Below are 23,934 nucleotides of genomic sequence, written 5' to 3'. Positions count from 1 at the left end.
CCTGCGCATCATCCAGGGGCGGAAGGAACGTTCAGTGTCGAGATCCGGCAACCGGCGCCTGCTGCTGGTTTCCACGAATTACGCTCCCGAGCACGCGGGGATTGGGCCGTACGCCACCCAGATCGCGGAGCACTGGGCAGATCTCGGCCACGAGACGCACGTCCTGGCCGGCATGCCACACTACCCGGCCTGGTCGGTCGAGCCGGAGTACAAGGGGGCGCTCCGGCGCACGGAACGGCGCGCGGGGGTCACCGTGCACCGGCGCGCGCACACGGTGCCGCCGCGTCAGACCGCCGTGAAGCGGGCCCTGTTCGAAGGATCGATCCTGCTGCACGGCACCGTGGCCCCGCCCCGGATGCAGAGGCCCGATGCCGTCCTGGCCCAGATGCCCAGCCTGGCCGGCGGGGTGCTCGCCGCCCGCCTGGCGGCCCGGTGGAAGGTCCCGTACGTACCCGTGGTCCAGGACCTGATGGGCGCCGCCGCCGAGCAGAGCGGGATCAGCGGCGGAGACAAGGCCGCCGCGATCGCGGGCCGCGCCGAGGCGTACGCCCTCAAGCGGGCCACTCTGGTCGGCGTCATCCACGAGACCTTCGTGGACCGGGTCGTCGGCATGGGCGTGGACCCGGACAAGATCCGACTGGTCCCCAACTGGTCACACGTGGCGCAGCCCACCAAGCCGCGCGACGAGACCCGCCACCACCTGGGCTGGGCCCCCGGCCAGACCGTCGTACTGCACTCCGGGAACATGGGGCTCAAGCAGGGACTCGAAGTCCTCGTGGGCGCCGCCCGCCTCGATCCCGGCGTCCGGTTCGTCCTGATGGGGGACGGAAGCCAGCGCTCGGCGCTCGCCGAACTCGCGGCCGACGTCCCCAACCTGGACATCATCCCCCCTGCCGCCGACGGCGAGTTCCCCGATATCCTCGCGGCGGCGGACGTGCTCGCGGTCACGCAGCACGCCGCCGTCATGGACATGAGCGTGCCGTCGAAACTCACCTCCTACTTCCAGGCCGGCCGGCCCGTCGTCGCCTCCGTGGCGGCGGAAGGCGGAACGGCCCAGGAAGTGGAACGCTCGGGCGCGGGGGTGCTCGTACCACCGGAGGACCCGGAGGCCCTGCTGAAGGCCGTGCGGATCCTCGCCGAGGACCCGGACGGCGCGGACGTACTGGGGGCGGCCGGACCGCGCCACGTGGCGGCCCACCTGAGCCGTGAAGCGGGCCTGGCCCGGATCGACGCATTGATGGACGAAGCACTTGGGGGTCCCCGGCCGTGATCGAGACGAACCGCCCTGCAGCGGCCCCGGCCGAGGACGAACCAGACCTCCTCCGGGACCAGTTCCGACAACTCCTGCGCTACCGCCGGCTCATCGGGGCGGGCATCGGGGTCGGTCTGCTGGGCGGTGTCTACCTCGGTGTCTCCACGGCCGACACCTACGTCGCGACCGCCGACGTGGTGCTGCGCGCGCCCACCGACGACCCGTTCAACCCGAGCCTCGCCCCCGACAAGGCGATCAACATCGGCTCGGAGCGCCAGGTCGCGCTCAGCTCCTCCATAGCCAACGAGGCGGCGAAGAAGCTCGGCGTGGGCGCCTCCGGCTTCGCGGCCCTGCGCAGCGGGCTCCAGGTGACCAACCCGCCGCAGACGATGGTGCTCCGCTTCACCTACACCGCGTCCTCCCCCCAGGAGGCCGCCAAGCGGGCCAACGTGATGACGGAGGCGTACCTGACCAAGCGGCAGGAAGCCCTCGACGTCACCCGCGACAAGATGGTCAAGAGCTACCAGGAGCAGCGCGACCCGGTCGCCAAGCAGCTCGACGACCTCGTCAAACAGGTCAACACGATGCCGGCGGGCGCCGCACGCGACGCCGCCTACGCGTCCAAGACCGACCTTCAGGGCAAGGTCAACACCCTCAACAGCAACATCACCAAGCTCGAGGCCCTCGACATGACCCCGGGGCGGGTCACCAGTGCGGCGACCCCGCCGCCCGGCTCCGACGGACCCGGCATCGTGATGTCCCTCGCGCTCGGCGCGGCCGTGGGCCTGGCCCTCGGTCTGCTCGCCGCCTGGGTCCGACTCGTCTTCGACCCGGCGCCCCGCTCCGAGGGCGACGTGGCCCGGGCCCTGCGGGCCCCCGTGCTCGGCTACCTGCCCCGGGACCGAACCGGCGGCGGACCGCTGCTCGCCGCGGGCGAGGCCGATCCCAAACTCGCCGAGGAGTACCGCTCGGTCGCCTTCCGGCTGGCCTACGACGCCCGCTTCGCCGACCGGCGCCGGCTGCTCGTCGTCGCCCCGCGCGGCAGCAGCGAGACGGCCGCCGCGGTGGCCGTGAACCTCGCCGCGTCCTTCGCGGAGACCGGCAAGGACGTGCTGCTCATCGAGGCCGACCTGCGCACCCCCTTGCTGGCCAGCCAGCTGCCCACCGACGCGGGCGGACGGCCGCGGTGGAGCCAGGCGGCGGGCGGCCCGGGCGCGGGGCAGCCGCCCGCGCAGCACGGGGACACGGAGTGGCCCGACGGGCGCCAGCTGGTCGTGGACGCCGGCGAGTCCGGCGCCTTCGACCTGATCCCGGGTCGTCCGGTGCGCAACGTCGCGCGCTCGCTGACCTCGCCGCGCGCCACCCGGCTGATCTCCGAGGCCGACTCCCCCAACTCCACCGTCGTCGTGCTCGCCCCGCCCGTGCTGTCCTACGCCGACGCCCTCGCGCTCGTGGACCGCGTCGACGGCGTCCTCGTCGTCTGCGACCCGCGCGCCGTCCACCGCTCCGACCTGTCCCGGATCCGCGAGCTCATCAGCGGCGCCGGCGGCACCGTGCTGGGCGCGGTGCTGCACGCTCCGCTGCCCGGCGAGAAGCGCGGCCGCGGCAAGGACCGCGGCCGGTCCGCCGCCCCCGCCGAACCGGTCGCGGCCCCCGCGCGGCAGGCCCAGCCGCTGCGCTACGAGGTCGGGGAGAGCGAGCAGCACATCCCGGGCGACGGTACGGACACGGTCGCCCTGCGTACGGTCCGCCCGGGCCGGCGGTGAGGCGGCGCGGCCTCGCGGCGATCGCGTCGGTCCTGGACCAGGCGGCCTCCAGCGCCACGAACATCCTGGTGCTGGTGCTGGCCGCCCGGCTGTCCTCGGCCTCCGGCTTCGCCGACTTCTCGATGGTGTACGTCGCCTTCAGCGTGCTCCTCGGGCTGAACATGGCCTACGTCGGCCAGAGCCTCGTCCTGGAGAAGGGCGACCGGGTCGGCGACCTCGCCCGGTCGGCCGCCGGTTTCACCGGGGCCTCGTCGGCCGCGGTGGGCGCTGTGCTCGCGCTCGTGGGTCTGGTACTGCCCGGGTCGACCGGGCGGGCCTTCGTCGCGCTGGGCCTCGTACTGCCGCTGGTGCTGCTGCAGGACGGGCTGCGGTACTGCTTCTCCGCGCTGCGCACGCCCGAGCGGGCGCTGGCGGCCGACGCGCTGCGGCTGGTGTGCGTGGTCGCGGCGCTGGGCGCCCAGCCCGAAGGGGCGTCCGCGGGGCGGCTGGTGCTGGTGTGGGGCGTCTCCGCGCTGCCCGCGCTGGCGCTCGGGCTGTTCCTGCTGCGGCCGTACGTACGCGGGCGGCGCGCGGACCTGCGGCCGTACCTGCGCCGCGGTCACCTCGGGCAGCGGTTCGTGGTCGAGTTCGCGGTGGGCAACGGCTCCAGCCAGCTCGCCGTCCTGGGCCTCGGCGTCTTCGCGACCCCCCTCGCCGTGGGCGCGCTCCGGGGCGCCACCACCCTCTTCGGCCCGCTCAACGTCCTGTTCAACTCCGCGAACGCCTTCGCGCCCCCCTTCCTCGGGCGGCTGCGCGGCAAGCGGGCCACCGTCCGGGCCACGGCCCTGCTGGGCCTGGCGCTGGCCGCGATCGGCGCCGGCTGGGGGGCCGTGCTGTACGCGCTGCCCGACCGGGTGGGCTCCTCGCTGCTCGGCGACACCTGGGCGGCCGCGTCCGCGCTGCTGCCCGCGACCGGCGCGCAGTACGCGGTGATGGGGCTGGGCACCTGCGCGCTGCTCACCCTGCGCGTGCTCGCCCCGAAGGCCACGCTGTCGCTCCAGGTGGTCTACTCCCTGCTCGCGGTGGCCCTGCTGCTGGGCGGCTACGCGCTGTGGGGCGTGGCGGGCGCCGCGTGGGGTCTGGCGGCCGGCTCGGCGGCGAAGGCGACCGCCGGCTGGTTGCGCGTGAGCCGCCTGCGACCGGATCCCGCACCGACCCTCGCGCCCGCGGCGTAGGCCTCCTCCCCCGGATCGGACCGGATCAGCCGGCGGTGGCGGGCGGCGCGGGCCGGCCCCGGTCCGCCGGCGGCTCCGGCCGGACGGTTTGCACGGTGCCCGTCAGCCGGGCGCGTTCGGCGGCCAGTACGGTCAGGTGGCTGGTCAGGGACTCCTGGGGGCCGGACTTCACCAGGCCGGGGTCTCCGGTGGCGACGGCTGCGACGAAGGCGTCCATCAGCCCGGCGTCGCCGCCCCCGTGGCCACCGCCCGCGTCCATCGACCCCTCGGCGGCGAGCCCGACCGGCTCCTGGGTGCGCGTGAGGAAGTCGTAGAGCGTCAGGCTCTGGCCATCGCCGCGCAGTTCGCCCCGGGTGCCGAAGACGCGGGTCTGGCGGTCCGCCGATTCGGTGAAGGCGGTCATGGTGAAGGTGGCCGTCGCTCCGGACGCGAATTCCATGGCCACCACCTGGTGGTCGACCACGTCGTTGTCGCAGGCGTACACGCACCGCCCGTACGGGCCCTCGCGCAGGGCGGTCTCCAGGGCCCGCGGGTCGAACTCGTCGACCACCACGCGCAGCGGCCATCCGTGCTCGCCGCGGGCGAGTCGTTCCCCGTACTCGCGCTTGGCGGAGTACGCGCACGTCGTCTCCACCGCGCAGTCCAGGCAGCGGTCGGCGGCGCCGGCCGGTTTGTTCTCCGGCCGGAAGTGGGAGAGGCGGCCGAAGCTGGAGACGCGGACCGGTGGCTGCCCGAGCACGTACTGCAGCCAGTCCAGGTCGTGGCAGGACTTGGCCATCAGCATGGTGGTGGCCTGGTCCTCGCGCCGCCAGTTGCCCCGTACGAACGAATGGGCCTGGTGCCAGAAGCCGACCGGCTCCAAGTGCTGGACGCTGACGACCTCCCCGAGCCGGCCGGAGTCGACGACGGCCTTCAGCGCCTGCGTATAGGGCGTGTAGCGCAGGACGTGGCCGACCGCGAGGGTCACCCCGGCGCGCTCCACCGCCGACACGATCCGCCGGCACTCCTCCTCGGTGAGCGCCATCGGCTTCTCCAGCAGGATGTGGCAGCCGAGTCCGGCGAAGGCCAGGGCCGGTTCCAGGTGGTCCCGGTCGAGGGTGCAGATCAGGACCGCGTCGGCGATCCGGCCGCGGGCCGCCAGCTCACGCCAGTCCTCCACCACCGCCCCGGGGTCCAGGCCGTGATCGGCGGCGAACCGGTCACGCCGGACCGGGCGCGGCTCGGCGACCGCGACGACCCGCGCCCGGTCCGGGTGGGCCAGGGCCCAGCGGGCGTAACCGGTGCCCCGGTCGCCGGCGCCGACGACCGCGAGAGTCACGAGGGAGGACATCCGACCCGCTTTCCGTCGATTGTGTGCGGTGGCCGGCGTGCGGCCGCGTGCGCGGCCGGTCAGCGCAGTGTCGTGGCCCGGTCCTGCCGGTGGGTGGCCACCAGCGCGAGGCACATCGCCGCGATCGCGACCCGGCCCGACGCCTGGAGCAGCGGTCCGCGCAGCAGGATGAAGGAATACCCCGCCACGAGCGGGACCACCACCGAGATCAGGCTGCCCGGCGGGGATCTGCGGGTGGCGCGCTTGGCGTACCGGCGGTCCACGCGGGCGGAGGCGTACCCGATGCCGAGCAGCCCCGCCCCCATGCCCAGCGGGCCGAAGTCGAGCCAGAGTTCCGCCCAGATCGGGGAGGAGAGGTTCGTGTTGACCGTGCCCATCCACTGGCCGACCATCACGCCCGTGTCGCGCGGCTTGCCCGGCCACACCGCGCGCGGCACCGCGAAGAACACCGATCCCGCGAGTTGGCGTCCGTAGAAATGGCCGGGGCCGGAGTTGGAGAAGGTGATGGTGTTGGCGAACATGCCGATCTGGTCGTAGTCCTTGAGCGCCATCGGCTCCAGGAAGGAGGTGGTCTCGACCGGCTTGTAGTTCTTCTCGTCGTAGCGGAAGCGGTCCGCGAACGGGAAGACGAGCAGGGCGACGACCACCGCCATCGAGAGCGCCACCCGGTACATCGCGGCGCTCACCGGGAAGACGGTGAACAGCAGGGCGAACATGACCGTCAGGAACCAGTAGCGCGGGTTCGAGATCGGGTTGTTGACCACCAGGTTGAGGAGGGCGAGCGCCCCCCAGGTGACGATGACCGACACCTTGCGGCGGGCGAACTTCGAGGTGATCAGCCAGCGCGTGTACAGCAGCAGCGCGAGCAGCGCCGGTACGGTGCCGAAGCCGCGCAGCAGCGCCTGTCCGGCCTGGCCGTCGCCGTCGGAGATGCCCGCCTCCTCGATGCCCGCGATGATCTCCTGGCGGCTGGAGAAGAAGACGGCCGGGCCGCCGAGCTTCACGATGAAGGCGGCGCTGCACAAGAAGGAGATCACGGTGAGCAGTTGGAGGCGCCGCCGGTGCGCCATGACCGGCCGCGACTCCTTCTGGGAGCCGCCCGCACGGCCGGCCGGCCGGTGCCTGGCCAGCAGGGCGCCCACGTCGAAGGCGAGGCAGCCGAGCAGCACCAGCCCGATGGCGACGGTCAGGTCGGAACGGGGGCCGACGACGGGGGTCGGAACCCTGCCCAGGACGGCCTGCGCGAGCGGGGCCACGCCCATGGCCATGTAGACGAACAGCCAGAAGGAGCCCTGCAACAGCTTGCGGCGGCTGGTCAGCACCATCGCGGAGAGCCGGGCGCCCGCGTACATGGTGAGCAGGAGCTGGAGCCAGAAGGCCGCGTCGCGCCGGCCCTCACCGGCCTGCACGGCCACGAAGAGCGGCAGGAAGACGGTGAACCCGAGGGCGAGGGGGACCGACAGCGCCCGTGAGAGCAGGGTGCGCGGGGTGGTGACCCTGCCCCACTTCGACTCGTCCTCGACCTCGTCGTGCGGTCCGGGTGCGATCGGGGGCTTGCGTATGTCCGTTGCCACTGCCGCCCCCACCCCATGTGCCTGGTCCGCGCGCAGTCTAGTCTGAGCGCGCGGCGCCAGGGGAGGCGCCGGCGGCGGTCCCCCCGGACGGAATCCGGGGGCGGACACGATCGGGGCTTCAGTTGCGTGACCTTCCTGCCTTCACGCTGGCCGGATACGACAAGGGGCGCGGTCTGCTGACGCAGGCGCTCTGGTTCGCGGTGATGAACACGCTGTTCATGAGCTGGTTCTGCCCGGCGCGGCTGCGGGTCTCGCTGCTGCGGGCGTTCGGGGCGGAGATCGGCGAGGGCGTGCTGATCCGGCACCGGGTGCGGGTGCTGTGGCCGTGGAAGCTCACCGTCGGGGACCACACCTGGATCGGTGAGGGCGCCTGGCTGTTGAACCTGGAGCCGGTCGTGATCGGCTCGAACGTGTGCCTCTCGCAGGAGGCCCTGCTGTGCACCGGCTCGCACGACCACCGGGCCGCCGACTTCCGCTACGCCAACGCGCCCATCACCGTCGAGGACGGCGCGTGGGTCGCGGTACGGGCGACCGTGCTGGCCGGAGTGACCGTGGGCCGCTGCGCGGTCGCGGGCGCGGGCTCGGTCGTGCACCGGGACCTGCCGGAGCTGACCCTCCAGACCCAGGACGGGCGGCGCCGCCCGGTCGAGGAGCCGAAGTGAGCATGTCGGGTACGGGTCTGAGGGTTCTGCACGCGGTCACGCTGCACTCCCCCTCGCACGCCTTCGGCGGACCGGTCCGGGTCGCGCTGAACCTGGCCAAGGGGCTGCGGGCGCGCGGCCACGAGGCGCGGCTGGTGGCGCTCGGCGAGGGGTTCGGCGAGCCGTGGCCCGATTCCGTGGAGGGGGTGCCCGCCAGGCTGTTCCCGGCGCGCCGGCTCCTCCCCCTCGGCTTCAGCGGGATGACCTCGCCCGCGCTGCTGGCCTCGGCCGGACGTCTGGTGCGCGAGGCCGATGTGGTCCACGTGCACCTGGCGCGGGACCTGGTGACCCTGCCGGTGGCGCTCGCCGCGCTGCGGGCGGGCAGGCCGCTGGTGTTGCAGACCCACGGGATGGTGGACCCGAGCGAGAAGCCGCTGGCGAAGGTACTGGACGCGGTGGCGGTACGCCGGGTGCTGCGCGGCGCCGACGCCGCGCTGTACCTGACCCCGTACGAACGGGAGGGCCTGGAGGCGGTCGTGGGCGCGCCGCTGACCCGTGCGGTACGGCTGGTGAACGGGACCCCGGCGCAGGAGGCGCGGCCGGCGCCGAGCGGGCCGCCGCGGATCCTGTACTCGGCGCGGCTACAGGCCCGCAAACGGCCCGTGGACTTCGTGGACGCGGCGCCGGCGGTGCTGGCCGTGCACCCGGACGCCCATTTCGTGGTCGCGGGCCCGGACGAGGGCGAACTGGCGGCCGTCCGCGCGCGGATCGCCGCGCTCGGCCTGTCGGAGCGGTTCACGGTGCCGGGGGCGCTGTCCGCGGAGGAGGTCCTGGCGGAGCTGCGCCGGGCGCACGTGTACGTACTGCCGTCCGTGGACGAGCCGTTCCCGATGTCGGTGCTGGAGGCGCTGGCGGTGGGCGTGCCGGTGGTGGTGACCCACTCCAACGGGCTGGCGCGGGATGTCGCCGGGGCGGGAGCGGGGCGGGCCGTGGATCCGGGGGCCTCGGGGGTCTCCGCGGCGGTCCTGTCCCTGCTCGACCCCGCGGTCAACGCCGAGGCGTCGCGCGCCGCGCGCAAGCTGGCTGCGGAGTCCTTCTCGATGGACGGGGTCCTGGACACGCTGCTGTCGGTGTACGGGGACGCCGTGCGTCACTAGCCGCCGGGCCGCTGCGCGGAGCCGTCCCCTACCCGCCCTTCCCCCGTTCCCCGGGCTCCGCCCGGGACCCGCTCCTGGGGGCTCCGCCCCCAGACCCCCGCGCCTCAAACGCCGGCGGGGCTGGAGTTGCCGCTGCCGTCCGGCAAGCGCGGCTGGATTGCCCGCAGGGCAAATCAAGCCCGTCCGGCGTTTGAGGACCGGGGTCCGGGGCGGAGCCCCGGGGAGGGCCGGTGGGGCCTTACGCGGGGATCCAGGCGTAGCAGCCCGTGGAGGTGAACTCGGCGGTGCCGGCCGGGATCGTGGCGGTGATCTTGTCGCCCGGCTTCGGCGTCGCCTCGGGCCCCGCGGCCAGGGTCGCGCCGTCCTTGCCCTTCGCCTCCCACTTGCAGGTGGTGGCCTGGGTCAGCGCCCGGTAGTTGCCCGCCGCGGGCGACTGGCGGGTGCCGTCCGGGAAGCCCTTCTCCGCCGCGGCGAGGATCGGCTTGTGCTCCGGGCACAGCAGCGGGATGGCGTCCTTCGCCTCCGGGATCTCCCCGGCGATGATCGACCCGGTCGCCGCGTCCTTGTCGTGCTTCGCCGTGCGCGAGACCCGCTGGCAGGCCTCCTGGCCTCCCTGGAGGACGGCGGCCGGGTCCATCTTCTCCGGGACGCGGCCGCTCAGGTACTGCTTCTCCTGCGCGGTGAAGCTGCCCGTCTTCGGGGTGAGCTTCGCGTCGGGCACGACGGGGCCCGTCGGCTTCGCGTTGGGGTCGGTCGACGGGGCGGGGGTGTCCGCGGGGTCGGGGACCGGCGAGGAGGCCGGGGGCTTCGCCTTGGCGTCCGCGCCGGAGTCGGCCTTGCCGCCGTCCGAACTGCAGGCGGTCAGCGTCAGGGCCGCGGCCAGCAGAACAGCAGCCACTGCGGGGCGTCGGTACATCGGATGGCTCCCGTACGTGCGTACTTGCTGAAGGGGGGTGCGGGGCCCGGCCACAGCGGCCGGGCCCCGCTCCTGCGGCTACTTCGCGCCGAAGGTGAGCACCAGCTGCGGGGCGCCCTCCGCCGCGGTGGACTCCGAGGACCAGAGCCACAGCGGGTCGGTGCCCGTGCTGGTCAGGCCCAAGCTGTAGCTGCTGCCCAGCGCGGCCGACAGAGCTGCGGTGTCGAGCGGGACGTTCTGGACGGCCGAGCCGTCCGGCACGCTCGCGATGCTGCCGAGCGGGGTGGTGCCCAGGGTGGGCTTGGTGTTGAAGGTGGTGCCCGCGCCGCTCCAGGTACCGGTGACCGGGACCACGGACACCTTGTCGGCGGTGCCCGCACCCGTCTGCGTCGTGGTCTTGAACTGGAGGGACGCCGACTTCAGGACCTGACCGGCCGGGGCGGCCGGGAGGGTGAAGCGCAGGTACGTCTCGTACGCCGAGGTGCCGCGCACCGCGAGCGAGGCGGACGTGCCGTAGGCGGTGCTCGGGGCGCCCTGGTTGATGTAGGTGTCCTCGGACGCCTTCACCGTGGAGACGGTGTCGATCGGGGCGCTGGCCAGGTCGAAGTGGTTCTTGACCTGGGCCGCGGTGAGCGTCGACGGGTAAACGGCCGTCTCGTCGATCTGCCCGGCGAAGAAGTTGCTCGTCGGGCGGTTCGGCCAGTTGGCCAGGTTGTCGCCGCCGACGTGCCAGTAGCCCGGGTAGGTCAGGTCGCTGGTGGTGTTCAGCGTGTCCTTGAGCTTGCCGTCGACGTACAGGGCCAAGCCGGTGGGCCCCTGAGTGCCGACCACGTGGTGCCACTTGTTGTCGTTGTACGTGTCGAGGAGACCGGTGGTGATGGCCTTCGTCCCGCCGTTGTACACACCGAACGCCAGGCGCCCCGTGTTGGTCATGTAGATCTGCTTGTCGTACGAACCGCTGCTGCGGCTCTGGTTGTCACCGAAGCCGATCAGCTTCCCGCCGCGGGTGGTGTTCGTCTTGAACCAGGTCTCGATGGTGAAGGCCTTGCCGACCGTCTGGCGGCGGTCGCCGTACACCTGCTGGCTCGTGCCGTTGAAGCCCATCGCGGTGCCGGCCCCCGAGACGGCTCCGGGCGACTGGCGCAGGGCCGGGGTGTTCAGCTGGAGGCCGCTCATGTTGCCGCTGACCGAGGAGTCGGCGACGTACGGGCTGACCGAGTCGTCGTAGCGCCAGTACAGCTGGGCGCCGTCGGCGCGGACCTGGTTGGGGTAGCCCTGGACGGCGGTCGGGACGGTCACCGAGGCGGTGGCCGACAGGGCGCTGGTGTTGCCCGCGCCGTCGGTCGCGGTCACGCGGTAGGTGTACGTCTGGCCGGCCTTGACCGTGGTGTCGGTCCAGGAGGCCTGGGGACGCTCCCACTCCAGGGAGTTCGCGGCGACGGTGGCGATCGGGGTGCCCGAGCCGTTGCGGTAGATGCGGTACGTCAGCTTGCTGTCGTCCGCGTCGTAGCTGGTGCGCCAGCGGACCTGGGCCTCACCGGGCTTGACGCTGCCCGCGCTGACCACCGGAGTGGTCGGGGCGCCGCGGTCGCCGGTGGAGGCGAAACGGGTCAGACCCCACTGGGTCTTGCCGTTGATGAGGGTGAACTCACCGCCGACCCACATGTACTTGACGTCGTTCTTCTCGGCCACGGCCATGACGCGCGGGCCGATGCCCTCGGTGCCCTCCATGCCGTCGTTGGCCGTGGGGTGCCAGCCGAGCTTGCCGGGGCTGCGCACGAAGCCGTACGTGGGCTCCGGGGCGGCGCCTTCCCAGTTGGTCTTCTGGGCCAGCAGGAAGTTCCGCTTCCCGTCGGGGAACTCCTGCTCGGTGGAGCAGTTGTGCGCGTGCGAGGAGCTGTACAGGACGCCCTCGTACGGCAGCACGAACTGGGTCGCGCCGAGGCAGCGGTCGCGCCACTTCTCGTTGAAGTCGGCCAGGCCCAGGGCGATGCGGCCGTCGAAGACGCCTCCGCCGGAGCCCTCGTTGCCCGTGTAGAAGTTGGTGCCGTCGGTGGCGATGTCCTTGACGACCGAGTTCGACGGGATGGTGGTGTAGGTCTTCTTGACCGCGCCCGTGCCGGCGTCGACCACGGCCAGGGCGTGGCTGGTCTTGCCGTTGACGGTGAAGAAGTCGCCGCCGAGCAGCACGCTCTTGCCGTCGGGGGTGACCTCGACGGCGCGGCCCGGCTCGTCGACGTTGGCGACGAACGGCTTGAGCGCTCCGGAGCCGGCGTCGACCGCGGCGAACCGCTCGCGGGTCTGGCCCTCGACGGAGTTGAAGTCGCCACCCGCGTACAGGGTGTCGTCGGTGACGGCGAGCGCGCGCACGGTGGCGGGGAAGCTCGGGTGGAACGAGGGCTTGGGAGTGCAGCTCGCGATGTCGATCGCGGCGAGGCTGGACACCGGGGTCCCGTTGACGGCGCCGAAGGAACCGCCCGCGTAGAGGGTCTTGTTGTCCTTCGACACGACCAGCGTGCGCACCGTCGCGGTGCCCTCGCCGATGGTGAAGGCCAGCTTGCACGAGGTGGGGTTGCCCGTCGCGGCGTCGAGCGCCACGAAGTTCACGGCCTCCTGCTCGGTGCCGGCGGTGCCCTCGGGCGGGCGCACGGCGGAGAACGTGCCGCCCGCGAAGACGGTGCCGTTCGCCTGGGCCATCGCCCAGACCACGCCGTTCGTCTGCCAGGTGGGCAGTTCGTCGGCGGTGAACGCCACCGGAGGCGTGATGGCGGACGCCTCGGGCATCAGCACCAGGCCTATGCCCGTGCCGGCACCGGCCAGTGACAGGACGAGGGCAGCGGTCAGCCCTCTGGATCTACGCATGAGCCCCCCAGGGCAAGTGCCCGGTGTTGATGGCTGGAACGGTCCGAACAGCCATATGTACCTGCGCAGACTAGGGCTCGCGAAAGGGCCCGGTCCCCTTGCTTGACCCATTGCTACCAACTTGGAATCAACAGGTTCCGCTTGGAGGGCGCACTGCGGACATACGGCAGGTTTGACCCGGTCGTACCTGACGGACTGACCGGGACACGGCAAATCGTAGGCGAAATATAAGGCTTCAGCGGTCGATGCGGACCGTTGCACCCGCCAGTTGGTCCTCGACCTGGCGGATGTCGGCGTCGACCATGATCCGGGCCAGTTCGGCGACCAGGACCGTCGGCTTCCAGCCAAGCAGCGACTCGGCCTTGGAAGCGTCCCCGATCAGCGCGTCGACCTCGCTGGGGCGCTCGTACTTGGGGTCGTAGCGCACGTGCTCGTTCCAGTCGAGGCCGGCGTGACCGAAGGAGGCCTCGACGAACTCCCGGACGGTGGCGGCCACTCCGGTGGCGACCACGTAGTCGGTGGGCTCGTCCTGCTGGAGCATCCGCCACATGGCGTCCACGTACTCGGGGGCGTAGCCCCAGTCGCGGACGGCGTCGAGGTTGCCGAGGTACAGCTTCTCCTGCAGGCCGGCCTTGATCCGGGCCACCGCGCGGGTGATCTTGCGGGTCACGAAGGTCTCGCCGCGGCGCGGGGACTCGTGGTTGAAGAGGATCCCGTTGACGGCGAACATGTCGTACGCCTCGCGGTAGTTCACCGTGGTCCAGTACGCGAACACCTTCGCGGCGCCGTAGGGGCTGCGGGGGTGGAACGGGGTCCCCTCGTTCTGCGGGGGCGGGGTCGCGCCGAACATCTCGGAGGAAGAGGCCTGGTAGATACGGGTGTCGACACCACTGGCCCGGATGGCCTCCAGCAGGCGCAGGGCGCCGAGCCCCGTCACGTCACCGGTGTACATCGGCGCGTCGAAGGAGACGCGGACGTGCGACTGCGCGCCGAGGTTGTAGACCTCGTCGGGACGTATCTCGCGGAGCAGGTTCACCAGGGCCACGCCGTCGGAGAGGTCCGCGTGGTGCAGGACGAAGGAGCGGTTCGCCGTCTGCGGGTCCTGGTAGATGTGGTCGATGCGCTCCGTGTTGAAGCTGGAGGACCGCCGCACGAGCCCGTGCACCGTGTAGCCCTTGGAGAGCAACAGCTCGGAGAGGTACGAGCCGTCCTGTCCGGTGACTCCGGTGATCAGTGCGGTCTTGCCCATGCGGTCCCCCTGGGGTGCGTTGCCGTTCGTTGCAGTTGGTCGTGTCCTACGGGTTCCCGTGGCCCGGCGGTCGCGCCCCCGCGCGGCGCCCCCCGGATCGACGCTGTCCGGAACCTGGACTGGATGCGTACCGTACACGCCGCCCCCGGTTTCGACGGGGCCGGGTGTGCGGCGGGGGTGCCCCCGCAGGGCGCCGAACGCAACGACCCTCTCCCTCTTGCCCCCTGGAAGCGTTCGACGCCCGAGGAGGTGCCCCGGCGCGCGCCCGGCCCCGGCGGAACCGCCCTCGGCGGTGTGCCCCCCGTCCCGCCACCCCCGCGGGAGCGGACTGGCATCATCGGCCGTATGACAAGCACGCCTCTTCTGCCCCCGAACGCCCGTGTCTTCGTCGCGGGGCACCGCGGCCTCGTGGGGTCCGCGGTCGCCCGGCGGCTGACCGCCGACGGCCACGAGGTGCTCACCCGCGCCCGCGCCGACCTCGACCTGCGCGATGCCACCGCGACCGGGGCGTACCTGAAGGACGTCCGCCCGGACGCCGTCGTGCTGGCCGCCGCGAAGGTCGGCGGGATCATGGCGAACAGCACCTACCCGGTGCAGTTCCTGGAGGAGAACCTCCGGATCCAGCTCAGCGTGATCGCCGGCGCGCACGCCGCCGGCGTCGGTCGGCTGCTGTTCCTCGGATCGTCCTGCATCTACCCCAAGCTGGCCCCGCAGCCCATCCACGAGGACGCCCTGCTGACCGGCCCCCTGGAGCCGACCAACGAGGCCTACGCCCTCGCGAAGATCGCCGGCATCGTCCAGGTCCAGTCGTACCGCAAGCAGTACGGCGCCTCGTACATCTCGGCCATGCCCACGAACCTCTACGGCCCGGGCGACAACTTCGACCTGCAGTCCTCGCACGTCCTGCCGGCCCTGATCCGCCGGTTCCACGAGGCCGCGGCGGAGGGGCGCGAGGAGGTCGCGCTGTGGGGATCCGGCACCCCGCGTCGGGAGTTCCTGCACGTCGACGACCTCGCCGCGGCCTGCGCCGTGCTGCTGGAGTCGTACGACGGCGACGAGCCCGTCAACATCGGCTGCGGCGAGGACCTGACCATCCGGGAACTCGCCGAGACCGTCGCCGAGGTGACCGGCTTCCAGGGCCGCCTCGCGTGGGACACCTCCAAGCCGGACGGAACCCCCCGCAAGCTGCTGGACGTCGCCCGTCTGACCTCGCTCGGCTGGAAGCCCGGCATCCCGCTGCGCGACGGCATCGCAGCCACCTACCGGTGGTGGCTGCGAGAGCAGAGCGACGACAGCGGACGGAACGGCTGACCCCTCCCCGGTTGCCTCAGTACGCTCCGCGACCGTCCACGACCGCGCGGAGCGTACGGCCCATCACGTCGACGTCACTGGTGAAGGACCAGTTGTCGACGTACTGCAGGTCGAGCTGGATCGTCTCGTCCCACGACAGGTCCGACCGCCCGCTGATCTGCCACAGCCCGGTCATGCCGGGCCGCACGGTGAGCCGGCGCAGCTCGACCTCGTCGTACTGCGCCACCTCCTCCGGCAGCGGCGGGCGCGGGCCGACCAGCGACATGTGACCCGTCAACACGTTGATCAGCTGCGGAAGTTCGTCCATCGAGGTGCGACGCAGCAGCCGGCCCACCCGGGTCACCCGGGGGTCGCGGCGCATCTTGAACATCAGGCCGTCGTTCTCGTTGGCCCCGGACAGCTCGGCCTTGCGCGCCTCGGCGTCCACGACCATCGTGCGGAACTTCCACATGGTGAACGGGGCCCCGTCGCGGCCGATGCGCTCCTGCCGGTAGAAGGCCGGGCCTCGCGAGCCGAAGCGGATGGCGAGGACGATCGCGAGGAAGACCGGTGCGAGCAGCACCAGCCCGCCCGCGGCGCCCGCCCGGTCCAGGGCGGACTTGAGGAAGGTCTGCACGCCCCGGCTGACCGGCGGCGCGACCCGCAGTACGGCGAGCCCGCCCGCGGACAGGGTCTCCAGCCGCTTGACGGAGACCTCCACGAGCCCGGGGAAGACGGCGAGTTCGAGCCCGGCGTCGTGCAGGGCCCAGGCGATCCGGCGCAGTCGCTCCCCCGCGATCCGCGCGCCCGGCGCCACCAGCACCAGGTCGACGTTGAGGCTGCCGACGGCTCCGAGGACGGCGGCGGAGTCCCCGTTCGGGGCCCCCGGCATGTCGGTGGCGAGCCGGGCGGCCTCGGGTACACCGCTGCCGAGCGGGCCGTCGCCGACCGGTACCACCCCGACGACCACGTACGGGTGGTCGGTGCGCGAGGCGAGGTGCGCGATGACGTCCTCGGCGGCGTCGGGCTCGCCCACGACCAGGACCCGGCTGACGGCCTGGGCCTCGCGCCGGGCGGCCGAAAGGTGCCGGTAGGTCAGCTTGTGGTGGGCGATGGTGATGAGGAGGGCGGGCACGAGGGCGCCCAGCGCGGACAGCCGGGGCGTGTCCTCCTCGGTCACCACACGGGCCACGGCCAGGACGCCGATCAGAATGAGCCAGTCGTGCAGGACGGGCAGCACGCCCCGGGATTCTCCGAGCGCGCGGGCCGTGTAGCGCCGGCGCAGCGCCTGCACGCCGGTCCACGCGAGCGCGGCGGCGAGGGCGCAGTAGAGGGGTCGTACCTGCTGGGCCGCGTGGAAGACGAGGCCCACGGGTACGGCGGCCCCGAAGAAGTCCGCGGCGAGTGCGGCGGGCAGGTACCAACGGGCCTTGTCACCGAGGCTCCTTGCGGGCACCAGGGTGTCCCGGGCAGCCCTGGCCAACCTTTGCGCAGGAATATGGACATGCCTCATGGGCCCCCCTGGCACGTGGTCAATGACAGCGGCGACTGTCCACGGCTTCCCCAGGCAACGGACAACGGTCGCACCGAGAAACAGTACGACAAACGCCAGTACGGCAAATGCCGTTTCGGGCAACGCGGTCTCCCGTTGCCCAAGTGTTAGCAAGCGGTGCCGGACGCTCCGAATGCCGGACTCCACCCCTTGCACGCAAAAGTGAACAGTCCGGATACCGGATATGTCGCATCGAACAACGAACCGTTTTTGGCCAATCATTTGACGCGGTCCTGACATTGCCTGCTGTGGGTGGCACTCTTCGACCGTTCATCGCACCAGCCCTGATCTGCCCGGCGGCCCACCCAGCCGTCCGGAACCCCCCTTGCAGAAGGAGTCTGCGTTGAGGTCCACCCCCCAGAGGCGTGCCACTGCGGCCGGCGCGCTCGTTGCCGCGGCGGCCATGCTCGCCGTCGGCATTCAGGCCGGTACCGCATCAGCCGACGCCACCGCGTCGCAGGCCCGCACGGCCGCCCAGCCCAACCCGGGCGCGGCCCCCGCCAAACTCAGCGCTTCGGAGCGTGCGACGCTCCTCGCCGAGGCCAACTCGACCACCGCTCAGGCCGCCAAGGCACTCGGCCTCGGCAGTGGCGAGAAGCTCGTCGTCCGCGATGTGGTCAAGGACGCGGACGGCACCACGCACACCACCTACGAGCGCACCTACGACGGCCTCCCGGTCCTCGGCGGCGACCTCACCGTCCACGCCAAGGGTGGCGTCACCAAGTCCGTCACCAAGGCGACCAACCACGAGATCAAGGTGGACACCTCCGCCACGGTCACCGCGTCCGCCGCCGAGGGCCAGGCGATATCCGCCGCCAACGCCGCGGGTGCCAAGGAGGCCAAGGCCTCCCAGAACGCCCGCAAGGTGGTCTGGGCCGCCGAGGGCGCTCCGGTCCTCGCGTACGAGACCGTCGTCGGCGGCCTCCAGCACGACGGCACCCCGAGCCGGCTCCACGTGGTCACCGACGCCAAGACCGGCGCCAAGATCACCGATTGGCAGGCCATCGAGACCGGCACCGGCAACACCATGTACAGCGGTCAGGTGACCCTCGGCAGCACGCAGTCGGGCAGCACCTACAACCTGACCGACGCCGGGCGCGGCGGCCACAAGACCTACAACCTCAACCACGGCACCTCGGGCACCGGCACCCTGTTCTCCGGTCCGGACGACATCTGGGGCAACAACCTCGCGTCCAACCTGGAGACGGCCGGCGCCGACGCCCACTACGGCGCCGCGGTCACGTGGGACTACTACAAGAACGTGCACGGCCGCAACGGTCTGCGCAACGACGGTGTCGCCCCGTACAGCCGGGTCCACTACGGCAACAACTACGTGAACGCCTTCTGGGACGACTCCTGCTTCTGCATGACCTACGGCGACGGCGAGGGCAACGCCAAGCCGCTCACCTCCACCGACGTGGCCGCGCACGAGATGACCCACGGTCTGACCTCGGTCACCGGCAACATGACCTACAGCGGAGAGCCCGGCGGTCTGAACGAGGCCACCTCCGACATCATGGCGGCCGCGGTCGAGTTCTACGCCAACAACCCGACCGACGTCGGCGACTACCTCGTCGGCGAGAAGATCGACATCAACGGCGACGGCACCCCGCTGCGCTACATGGACAAGCCGAGCAAGGACGGCGCGTCCAAGGACTCGTGGTACTCGGGCATCGGCTCCATCGACGTCCACTACTCCTCCGGTCCGGCCAACCACTGGTACTACCTGGCCTCCGAGGGCTCGGGCGCCAAGGTCATCAACGGCGTGAGCTACAACTCGCCGACCTCCGACGGCCTCCCGGTCACCGGCATCGGCCGTGACGCCGCCTCGAAGATCTGGTTCCGCGCCCTGACCACCGGTCTGTTCAAGTCGAACACCAACTACGCGGCGGCCCGTACGGCCACCCTGCAGGCGGCGGCCGACCTGTACGGCGCCGGTTCGGCGACCTACAACAACACGGCCAACGCGTGGGCGGGCATCGGCGTCGGCGCCCGCATCGTGAACGGCGTCTCGGTCACCAACCCCGGTAACCAGACCACCATCACGGGCAGCGCCGTGAGCCTCCAGATCCAGGCCACCAGCACCAACGCCGGCGCGCTGACCTACTCGGCGACCGGGCTCCCGGCCGGCCTGTCGATCAACGCCTCGACCGGTCTGATCTCCGGTACGGCGAGCACCGCGGGCACGTCCAACGTGACCGTGACGGTGAAGGACTCCGCGAACCAGACCGGTACGGCGGCGTTCACCTGGACGGTCGGCACCCAGCAGCAGACCGTGTTCGAGAACACCACGGACTACGCGATCAACGACAACTCCACCGTCGAGTCGCCGATCACCGTGAACCGCACCGGCAACGCGCCGAGCACGCTGAAGGTGGACGTCAACATCCTCCACACCTGGATCGGTGACCTGAAGGTCGACCTGGTCGCCCCCGACGGCAGCGTGTACAACCTGCACAACCGCACCGGCAGCAGCGCGGACAACATCATCAAGTCCTACACGGTCAACGCCTCCTCCGAGGTGGCCCAGGGCGTCTGGAAGCTGCGCGTCAGCGACAACGCGTCGGCCGACACCGGCAAGATCGACAGCTGGAAGCTCACCTTCTGACCCCCACCGGGGCCGGATGAGCACCTGCTGAACCGCTGAACACGGGGCCGCCCGGGAGGAAGACCTCCCCGGGCGGCCCTGTCCCATGGGGCCGTGGCCGCCGGGACCACCGCCCCCGCAGGGGGGCACCTCCCAGCGGTAGCCGGGGGCGCTCGGCGCGATCCTGGCAGGTGTCGACCACGTGCTCGTGGGCGCGGGAGTACCCGGTCGGATCCCTGCCCTCGCCGACCGGCCGGCGCGCTGCGAACCCTGCGTGACGAAGATCGCCGTCGAGGGCGACGCACAGCCACTGGACCACGTCTTCGACCCGGCCGCCCTGCTCGGCGGACACCTGCCGGGCCCCCTGCGCCGCCCGGACGTGCCGGCCATCGTGTCGCTGCCCGTCATGGCCGCCTACCTCCCGCGCGACGAGGCGACCCGCCCCGACGGCTTCGTGATCGAGACCAGCGGGGCGGGCGGGCACAGCGCCCCGCCGCGCGGGCCGATGAGGCTCGACGAGGACGGCGAGCCGGTGTACGGGCCGCGCGACCCGTCCCGACCTCGCCAGGATGGCGGCGCTCGGGCTGCCGTTCTGGCCGGCCGGCGGGCAGGCCGGCCCGGAGGCGCCGGCCGCCGCCCGGGCCCAGGGGGCGGCCGGGGTGCAGGTCGGCAGCGCCTTCGCGCTGTGCGAGGAGTCGGGGATGGCCGCCGGTCTGCGCGCGGAGCTGCGCGGCCGGGCCTGCGCGGGCGCCCTCACCGTGCGCAACGACCCCGACGCCTCGCCGACCTCGTTCCCCTTCAAGGCGGCCGAACCGCCGGGCACCGTCTCCGAGCCGGAGGTGGCCGCGGCCCGGCGCCGGGTGTGCGACCTGGGCTTCCTGCGCACGCCGGTACGCGGCCCGCGCGGTCTGGTCTACCGGTGTGCGGCCGAGCCGGTGGCCGCGTACGTCCGCAAGGGCGGGGACGCGGCCGACGCGTCGGGCCGCCGGTGCCTGTGCAACGGTCTGCCGGCCACCATCGGCCTGGCCCAGCGGCGTCCCGGTGGCCGGGTGGAGCCGCCGCTGGTGACGATCGGCAAGGACCTGTCGTTCCTGTCGGCCCTCTCCCCGGACGCCGGGCCGTACGCGGCGGCGGACGTGGTGCGCTGGATGGCGGCCGGGGTCACGGCCTAGTGCCGCGGGGTCAGGTACCCGCTGAAGCGGCGGAGGAGTTCCTCGCCGCCGCCGTTCCAGTCGCCCCGGCCGTCACCGCCACCGCCGTTCCAGTCCCAGCGGCCGCCGCCGTCACCGCCGCCGCCGTTCCAGTCGCCGCGGCCGTCACCGTCGCCTCCGCCGCCGTGCCAGTCGTGACGTCCGTCGGCGGGCTTGAAGAAGACGGAGACGACGTCCACGTTCCGGGCCCGCTCCCCCGGGTCCAGCACCCGTTCCGCGTGGCCGTCGCAGCTGCGGTTGCCGAAGAGCACGGCCAGCGACTCCGTGTCGTTCCAGATCTCGATGGCGGGCTCGTCCCGGGAGGTGTGCGTCAGCACGTAGCAGGTGTCGTTCTCCGCGGGTCGGATCTGCCCGGTGCGCTCCTCGCCGGCCTCGTCGAGGAACCGGTAGTGGAGCAGGCCCAGGTTCCGCCCGTCGTGGTCGTCGGCCGATGACGGGCCGGCGGTGGGCAGCACGAGCGCGACGGCTCCGGCGAGCACGGCGGCGGTGGTGCGAAGACGCATGGGGGAAGTCCGTTCCTCGGGTCCGCGGACACCGGCTGCGCCCGTCATCTGCGGGCAGCGTAGGAGCGCGGAGGCCTGCCGGAACGGTTCATCGCCCTGGGGTCGTACGTGGTTCACCCGAGAGGCCGGGCAGGGGTCGCGGCCTTCCCCTGGGGAGGGACCGCCGCGGACGCCTCCGGCCGGGCCGTGGGCCGCAGCAGGAGGAACACCGCCAGGGCGCCGGCCAGGCCCATCAGCGCCGAGGTGAGGAAGGTCTCCCGCAGCCCGCTCGCGAAGGCGGCGTCCACCGTCGCCGCCAGCGCGTCGCGTGCCGCGCCGGCGGGTGCGGCCGCGAGCAACTGTCCGGCCCCGCCCGAGGCGAGCGGCTCCGCCAGCCCCCGGCCGCCCTCGCCGAGCCCCGACCGCAGCCCCGCGTGGAAGACCGCGCCGAGCACCGCGATGCCGAGGGCGGTGCCGAGCTGCCGCGCCGTGTTCAGAGCTCCGCCGGCCATGCCCGCCCGGGCCGGGGCCACGGCCCCCATGGCGGTGGCGGCCAGCGCCGGGGTCGCCGCGCCCACGCCCACTCCGGTCACGAGCAGCCCGGGGACGAGCACCGCCCAGCCGTCACCGGCGTCCAGCATCCAGGCCTGGAGCAGCGCGCCCACCCCGACCAGCAGCAGCCCGCCGCCGATGGTCAGCCGCGGCGAGACCCCGTGCAGCAGCCGCCCGGCCCCCGCGGCCACGACGAAGCCGGCCGCGCTCATCGGCAGCAGCGCCAGCCCCGCGCCGACCGGGCTCATCCCCCCGGCGGACTGGAGCCACAGGGAGACGTACATCAGGTACGAGAACGCCGCGCCGGTCAGGAGCAGTCCGGCGGCCATGACCGCGACGAAGGTGGGGCTGCGGAAGAGCGAGAGGTCCAGCATCGGGTGGGAGCCGCGCAGTTCGACGAGGACGAAGCCGGCGAAGGCGGCCGCGCCGAGCCCGAGCAGTGCGAGGGTGGTGGCGGAGGTCCAGCCGTTCTCGCCGCCCCGGATCACGGCGTACGTGACGGCCGCCGCGCCCGCGGTGAAGGTGGCCATCCCGGGCAGGTCCAGGCGCCGGGCGTGCGGATCGCGGGACTCGGCGACCGCGCGCAGGGTGACGTACAGGGCCAGTGCGCAGACGGGCAGGTTGATGAAGAAGATCCAGCGCCAGCCGAAGTGCTCGGTCAGCAGCCCGCCGATGATCGGACCGGACGCGGCGGCGGCGCCGTTGGCCGCGCCCCACACCCCGAAGGCCACTCCGCGGTCGCGGCCCTGGTAGGCGCCGCTGAGCAGGGCCATGGTGGTGGCGAACATGGCGGCTCCGCCGATGCCCTGGACGGCGCGGAAGGCGATCAGCGCGGTCGGGCCGGTGGCCAGCCCGCAGGCGAGCGAGGCGGCGGCGAAGAGGGCGATCCCGCCGAGGTAGACCCGGCGGCGGCCGATCCGGTCGGCGAGCGAGCCGGCGCCGAGCAGCAGGGCGGCCAGCGCGAGGGCGTAGACGTCCATGACCCACTGGAGCCCGGAGAAACCGGTGTGCATGTCGGCGGCCATGTCCGGCAGGGCCACGGTCACGATCGTGACGTCGACCAGGAGCATGAAGGCCCCGAGGCAGACGGCCGTCAACGGCAGCCATTTACGCATGGGAGTTCTCCTCGGATGGGAGGTGGAGGGTTCGCGGGGTGGTTCCCCGGTGGCCTCAGGCTGCCTGTGCCCCGCACGCATCCCCCACCCACACATCCTCATCCGACGGATTTCCATTGCCGTCACGTCGGGGATGATGGAAACCGTGAACATCACGGAGAAGCAGTCGGTGGAGCCGGCGGTGCTGGACGCTCTCGACCAGTGCCTCGTCCAGGCCCTCTCGATCGACGGCCGGGCCGCTTTCAGCCGCCTCGCCGAGGTCCTGGAGGTGTCCGACCAGACCGTCGTACGCCGCTACCGGCGCCTGCGGACCGCCGGCCTGGTCCGGGTCGTGGGGCTGCCGACGGGCAGCCGCCTCGGGCTGTTCGAGTCCTGGCTGCGGGTGCAGTGCGCCCCGGACGTGGCGCTCCCGGTGGCCGAGGCGCTCGCCCGCCGCCCGGACATCGCCTGGGTGACCCTGAATTCGGGTGGCACGGAGATCCACTGCATGACCCGGTCCCGTACCCGCAAGGACCGCGACGCCCTGCTGCTGGACAAGCTGCCGCGCACCCGCCGGGTGACCGGCATCAGTGCCCACACCATCCTGCGGAAGTTCTTCGGCGGGCGCGACGCCTGGGTGGGCATGGACGCGCTGCGCCCCGACCAGATCGAGGCCCTGCGGCGGCCGCCGGCCGGACCCGCCCCCGAGCGGTACGTCATGGACGAGTCCGAGCTCGCGCTGCTCGCCGTGCTGAGGCGGGACGGCCGGGCCGGGTATCCGGAACTGGCGGAGGCCACGGGCCTGTCGGAGTCCACCGCCCGGCGCAGGGTCGAACGGCTGCGGGACCTCGAAGCGATCTTCTTCGACGTGGAGTTCGTCCCCGCGCTCTTCGGCTACGAGGCGGAGGCGACCCTGGTGCTGACCGTGCCGCCGGCCCGGCTGGCGGAGGTGGGGGCCGCGCTGGCGGGCCACCGCGAGGTGGCCTTCACGGCGGCCGTCACCGGGGCGGCCTCCTTGATGGCGGTGGTGGTGTGCCGGGACACCGACGCCCTGTACACCTACCTGACCGAGCGGATCGGCGCGGTGGACGGCGTGGGCCAGGTGGAGGTGATCCCGACCCTGCGCAGCGTCAAACGGGCCGGGATGCTGGTGGAGGACGGGCGGCTGGTGGACCCGCCGCCCGCCCCCTGACCACGCACCGGGC

The 23,934-nt window shown here is 72.6% G+C and carries 17 protein-coding genes; 9 read left to right on the top strand and 8 right to left on the bottom strand.

The genetic code is table 11. From position 1 onward, the window contains the following. The first annotated feature begins 64 nt into the window (after window positions 1-64). From ACIQ5Y_RS17325 to ACIQ5Y_RS17315, 3 genes are read left to right on the top strand one after another with little or no spacing between them, the layout of a single operon-like run. Entirely contained in the window at window positions 65-1,270 is a 1,206-nt protein-coding gene (locus ACIQ5Y_RS17325; protein WP_403880641.1) for a glycosyltransferase, read from the top strand. Further along, window positions 1,267-3,018 carry a lipopolysaccharide biosynthesis protein gene (locus ACIQ5Y_RS17320; RefSeq protein WP_403880546.1) on the top strand — a complete coding sequence of 584 codons (1,752 nt, stop codon included), beginning with the start codon at window positions 1,267-1,269 and terminating at the stop codon, window positions 3,016-3,018. The genes ACIQ5Y_RS17325 and ACIQ5Y_RS17320 overlap by 4 nt, the downstream gene beginning before the upstream one ends. After that, window positions 3,015-4,232 carry a hypothetical protein gene (locus tag ACIQ5Y_RS17315; RefSeq protein ID WP_403880544.1) on the top strand — a complete coding sequence of 406 codons (1,218 nt, stop codon included), beginning with the start codon at window positions 3,015-3,017 and terminating at the stop codon, window positions 4,230-4,232. The genes ACIQ5Y_RS17320 and ACIQ5Y_RS17315 overlap by 4 nt, the downstream gene beginning before the upstream one ends. Before the next feature lie 25 nt (window positions 4,233-4,257). Here the strand turns inward: ACIQ5Y_RS17315 and ACIQ5Y_RS17310 are convergent, their stop codons facing one another. Together ACIQ5Y_RS17310 and ACIQ5Y_RS17305 are read right to left on the bottom strand one after the other, a co-directional pair. Then, window positions 4,258-5,562, bottom strand: coding sequence for a Gfo/Idh/MocA family protein (locus ACIQ5Y_RS17310; protein WP_403880542.1), 1,305 nt, complete (start codon window positions 5,560-5,562; stop codon window positions 4,258-4,260). 59 nt (window positions 5,563-5,621) lie between these two features. Next, window positions 5,622-7,136 carry a hypothetical protein gene (locus ACIQ5Y_RS17305; protein WP_403880540.1) on the bottom strand — a complete coding sequence of 505 codons (1,515 nt, stop codon included), beginning with the start codon at window positions 7,134-7,136 and terminating at the stop codon, window positions 5,622-5,624. Between the two features lie 122 nt (window positions 7,137-7,258). Between ACIQ5Y_RS17305 and ACIQ5Y_RS17300 the strand changes: the two genes are divergently transcribed. Both ACIQ5Y_RS17300 and ACIQ5Y_RS17295 read left to right on the top strand, forming a co-directional pair. After that, window positions 7,259-7,798, top strand: coding sequence for a WcaF family extracellular polysaccharide biosynthesis acetyltransferase (locus ACIQ5Y_RS17300; protein WP_403880538.1), 540 nt, complete (start codon window positions 7,259-7,261; stop codon window positions 7,796-7,798). A gap of 17 nt (window positions 7,799-7,815) precedes the next feature. Beyond that, window positions 7,816-8,934 carry a glycosyltransferase gene (locus tag ACIQ5Y_RS17295; protein WP_403880639.1) on the top strand — a complete coding sequence of 373 codons (1,119 nt, stop codon included), beginning with the start codon at window positions 7,816-7,818 and terminating at the stop codon, window positions 8,932-8,934. A gap of 238 nt (window positions 8,935-9,172) precedes the next feature. Here ACIQ5Y_RS17295 and ACIQ5Y_RS17290 read toward each other — a convergent pair whose 3' ends face one another. The 3 genes from ACIQ5Y_RS17290 to gmd form a co-directional block, all read right to left on the bottom strand. Continuing rightward, window positions 9,173-9,832, bottom strand: coding sequence for a hypothetical protein (locus ACIQ5Y_RS17290; RefSeq protein ID WP_403880536.1), 660 nt, complete (start codon window positions 9,830-9,832; stop codon window positions 9,173-9,175). Between the two features lie 96 nt (window positions 9,833-9,928). After that, a complete protein-coding gene (locus tag ACIQ5Y_RS17285; protein WP_403880534.1) occupies window positions 9,929-12,712 on the bottom strand; it encodes a LamG-like jellyroll fold domain-containing protein in 2,784 nt (927 codons plus the stop codon). Window positions 12,713-12,947: 235 nt separating this feature from the next. Further along, the gene (gene gmd, locus ACIQ5Y_RS17280; RefSeq protein ID WP_403880532.1) at window positions 12,948-13,961 is read right to left on the bottom strand and encodes a GDP-mannose 4,6-dehydratase; all 1,014 of its coding nucleotides are present in this window, start codon (window positions 13,959-13,961) and stop codon (window positions 12,948-12,950) included. Between the two features lie 345 nt (window positions 13,962-14,306). Here gmd and ACIQ5Y_RS17275 point away from each other — a divergent pair, with 345 nt between their 5' ends. Beyond that, window positions 14,307-15,272 carry a GDP-L-fucose synthase family protein gene (locus ACIQ5Y_RS17275; RefSeq protein WP_403880530.1) on the top strand — a complete coding sequence of 322 codons (966 nt, stop codon included), beginning with the start codon at window positions 14,307-14,309 and terminating at the stop codon, window positions 15,270-15,272. A 16-nt stretch (window positions 15,273-15,288) separates the two neighbouring features. On the opposite strand, the gene ACIQ5Y_RS17270 is transcribed toward ACIQ5Y_RS17275, so the two are convergent. Further along, window positions 15,289-16,764 carry a sugar transferase gene (locus ACIQ5Y_RS17270; RefSeq protein ID WP_403880528.1) on the bottom strand — a complete coding sequence of 492 codons (1,476 nt, stop codon included), beginning with the start codon at window positions 16,762-16,764 and terminating at the stop codon, window positions 15,289-15,291. Between the two features lie 382 nt (window positions 16,765-17,146). Here ACIQ5Y_RS17270 and ACIQ5Y_RS17265 point away from each other — a divergent pair, with 382 nt between their 5' ends. Next, on the top strand, window positions 17,147-19,411 hold the full coding sequence (locus ACIQ5Y_RS17265) for a M4 family metallopeptidase (RefSeq protein ID WP_403880526.1): 2,265 nt from the start codon (window positions 17,147-17,149) through the stop codon (window positions 19,409-19,411). A gap of 548 nt (window positions 19,412-19,959) precedes the next feature. Further along, the gene (locus tag ACIQ5Y_RS17260) at window positions 19,960-20,562 is read left to right on the top strand and encodes a hypothetical protein (RefSeq protein WP_403880524.1); all 603 of its coding nucleotides are present in this window, start codon (window positions 19,960-19,962) and stop codon (window positions 20,560-20,562) included. On the opposite strand, the gene ACIQ5Y_RS17255 is transcribed toward ACIQ5Y_RS17260, so the two are convergent. Beyond that, window positions 20,559-21,104 carry a hypothetical protein gene (locus ACIQ5Y_RS17255; protein WP_403880522.1) on the bottom strand — a complete coding sequence of 182 codons (546 nt, stop codon included), beginning with the start codon at window positions 21,102-21,104 and terminating at the stop codon, window positions 20,559-20,561. The genes ACIQ5Y_RS17260 and ACIQ5Y_RS17255 overlap by 4 nt on opposite strands. Window positions 21,105-21,217: 113 nt before the next feature. Next, a complete protein-coding gene (locus ACIQ5Y_RS17250; RefSeq protein ID WP_403880520.1) occupies window positions 21,218-22,750 on the bottom strand; it encodes an MFS transporter in 1,533 nt (510 codons plus the stop codon). A 136-nt stretch (window positions 22,751-22,886) separates the two neighbouring features. Between ACIQ5Y_RS17250 and ACIQ5Y_RS17245 the strand changes: the two genes are divergently transcribed. After that, window positions 22,887-23,921 carry an Lrp/AsnC family transcriptional regulator gene (locus ACIQ5Y_RS17245; protein WP_403880518.1) on the top strand — a complete coding sequence of 345 codons (1,035 nt, stop codon included), beginning with the start codon at window positions 22,887-22,889 and terminating at the stop codon, window positions 23,919-23,921. Window positions 23,922-23,934 lie beyond the last annotated feature (13 nt).

The organism is Streptomyces sp. NPDC096339 (assembly GCF_044762985.1).
Lineage (GTDB): Bacteria > Actinomycetota > Actinomycetes > Streptomycetales > Streptomycetaceae > Streptomyces.
Note: the sequence above shows the minus strand (reverse complement) of the source record. Positions and strands in the feature narration are given on the sequence as shown.

Bases quoted from the DNA above. Each gene is read 5' to 3' on its own strand.
- ACIQ5Y_RS17310 (WP_403880542.1), bottom strand. From the start codon at position 5,562: ATGTCCTCCCTCGTGACTCTCGCGGTCGTCGGCGCCGGCGACCGGGGC.
- ACIQ5Y_RS17285 (WP_403880534.1), bottom strand. From the start codon at position 12,712: ATGCGTAGATCCAGAGGGCTGACCGCTGCCCTCGTCCTGTCACTGGCC.
- gmd (WP_403880532.1), bottom strand. From the start codon at position 13,961: ATGGGCAAGACCGCACTGATCACCGGAGTCACCGGACAGGACGGCTCG.
- ACIQ5Y_RS17275 (WP_403880530.1), top strand. From the start codon at position 14,307: ATGACAAGCACGCCTCTTCTGCCCCCGAACGCCCGTGTCTTCGTCGCG.
- ACIQ5Y_RS17270 (WP_403880528.1), bottom strand. From the start codon at position 16,764: ATGAGGCATGTCCATATTCCTGCGCAAAGGTTGGCCAGGGCTGCCCGG.
- ACIQ5Y_RS17260 (WP_403880524.1), top strand. From the start codon at position 19,960: ATGGCGGCGCTCGGGCTGCCGTTCTGGCCGGCCGGCGGGCAGGCCGGC.
- ACIQ5Y_RS17255 (WP_403880522.1), bottom strand. From the start codon at position 21,104: ATGCGTCTTCGCACCACCGCCGCCGTGCTCGCCGGAGCCGTCGCGCTC.
- ACIQ5Y_RS17250 (WP_403880520.1), bottom strand. From the start codon at position 22,750: ATGCGTAAATGGCTGCCGTTGACGGCCGTCTGCCTCGGGGCCTTCATG.
- ACIQ5Y_RS17245 (WP_403880518.1), top strand. From the start codon at position 22,887: ATGGAAACCGTGAACATCACGGAGAAGCAGTCGGTGGAGCCGGCGGTG.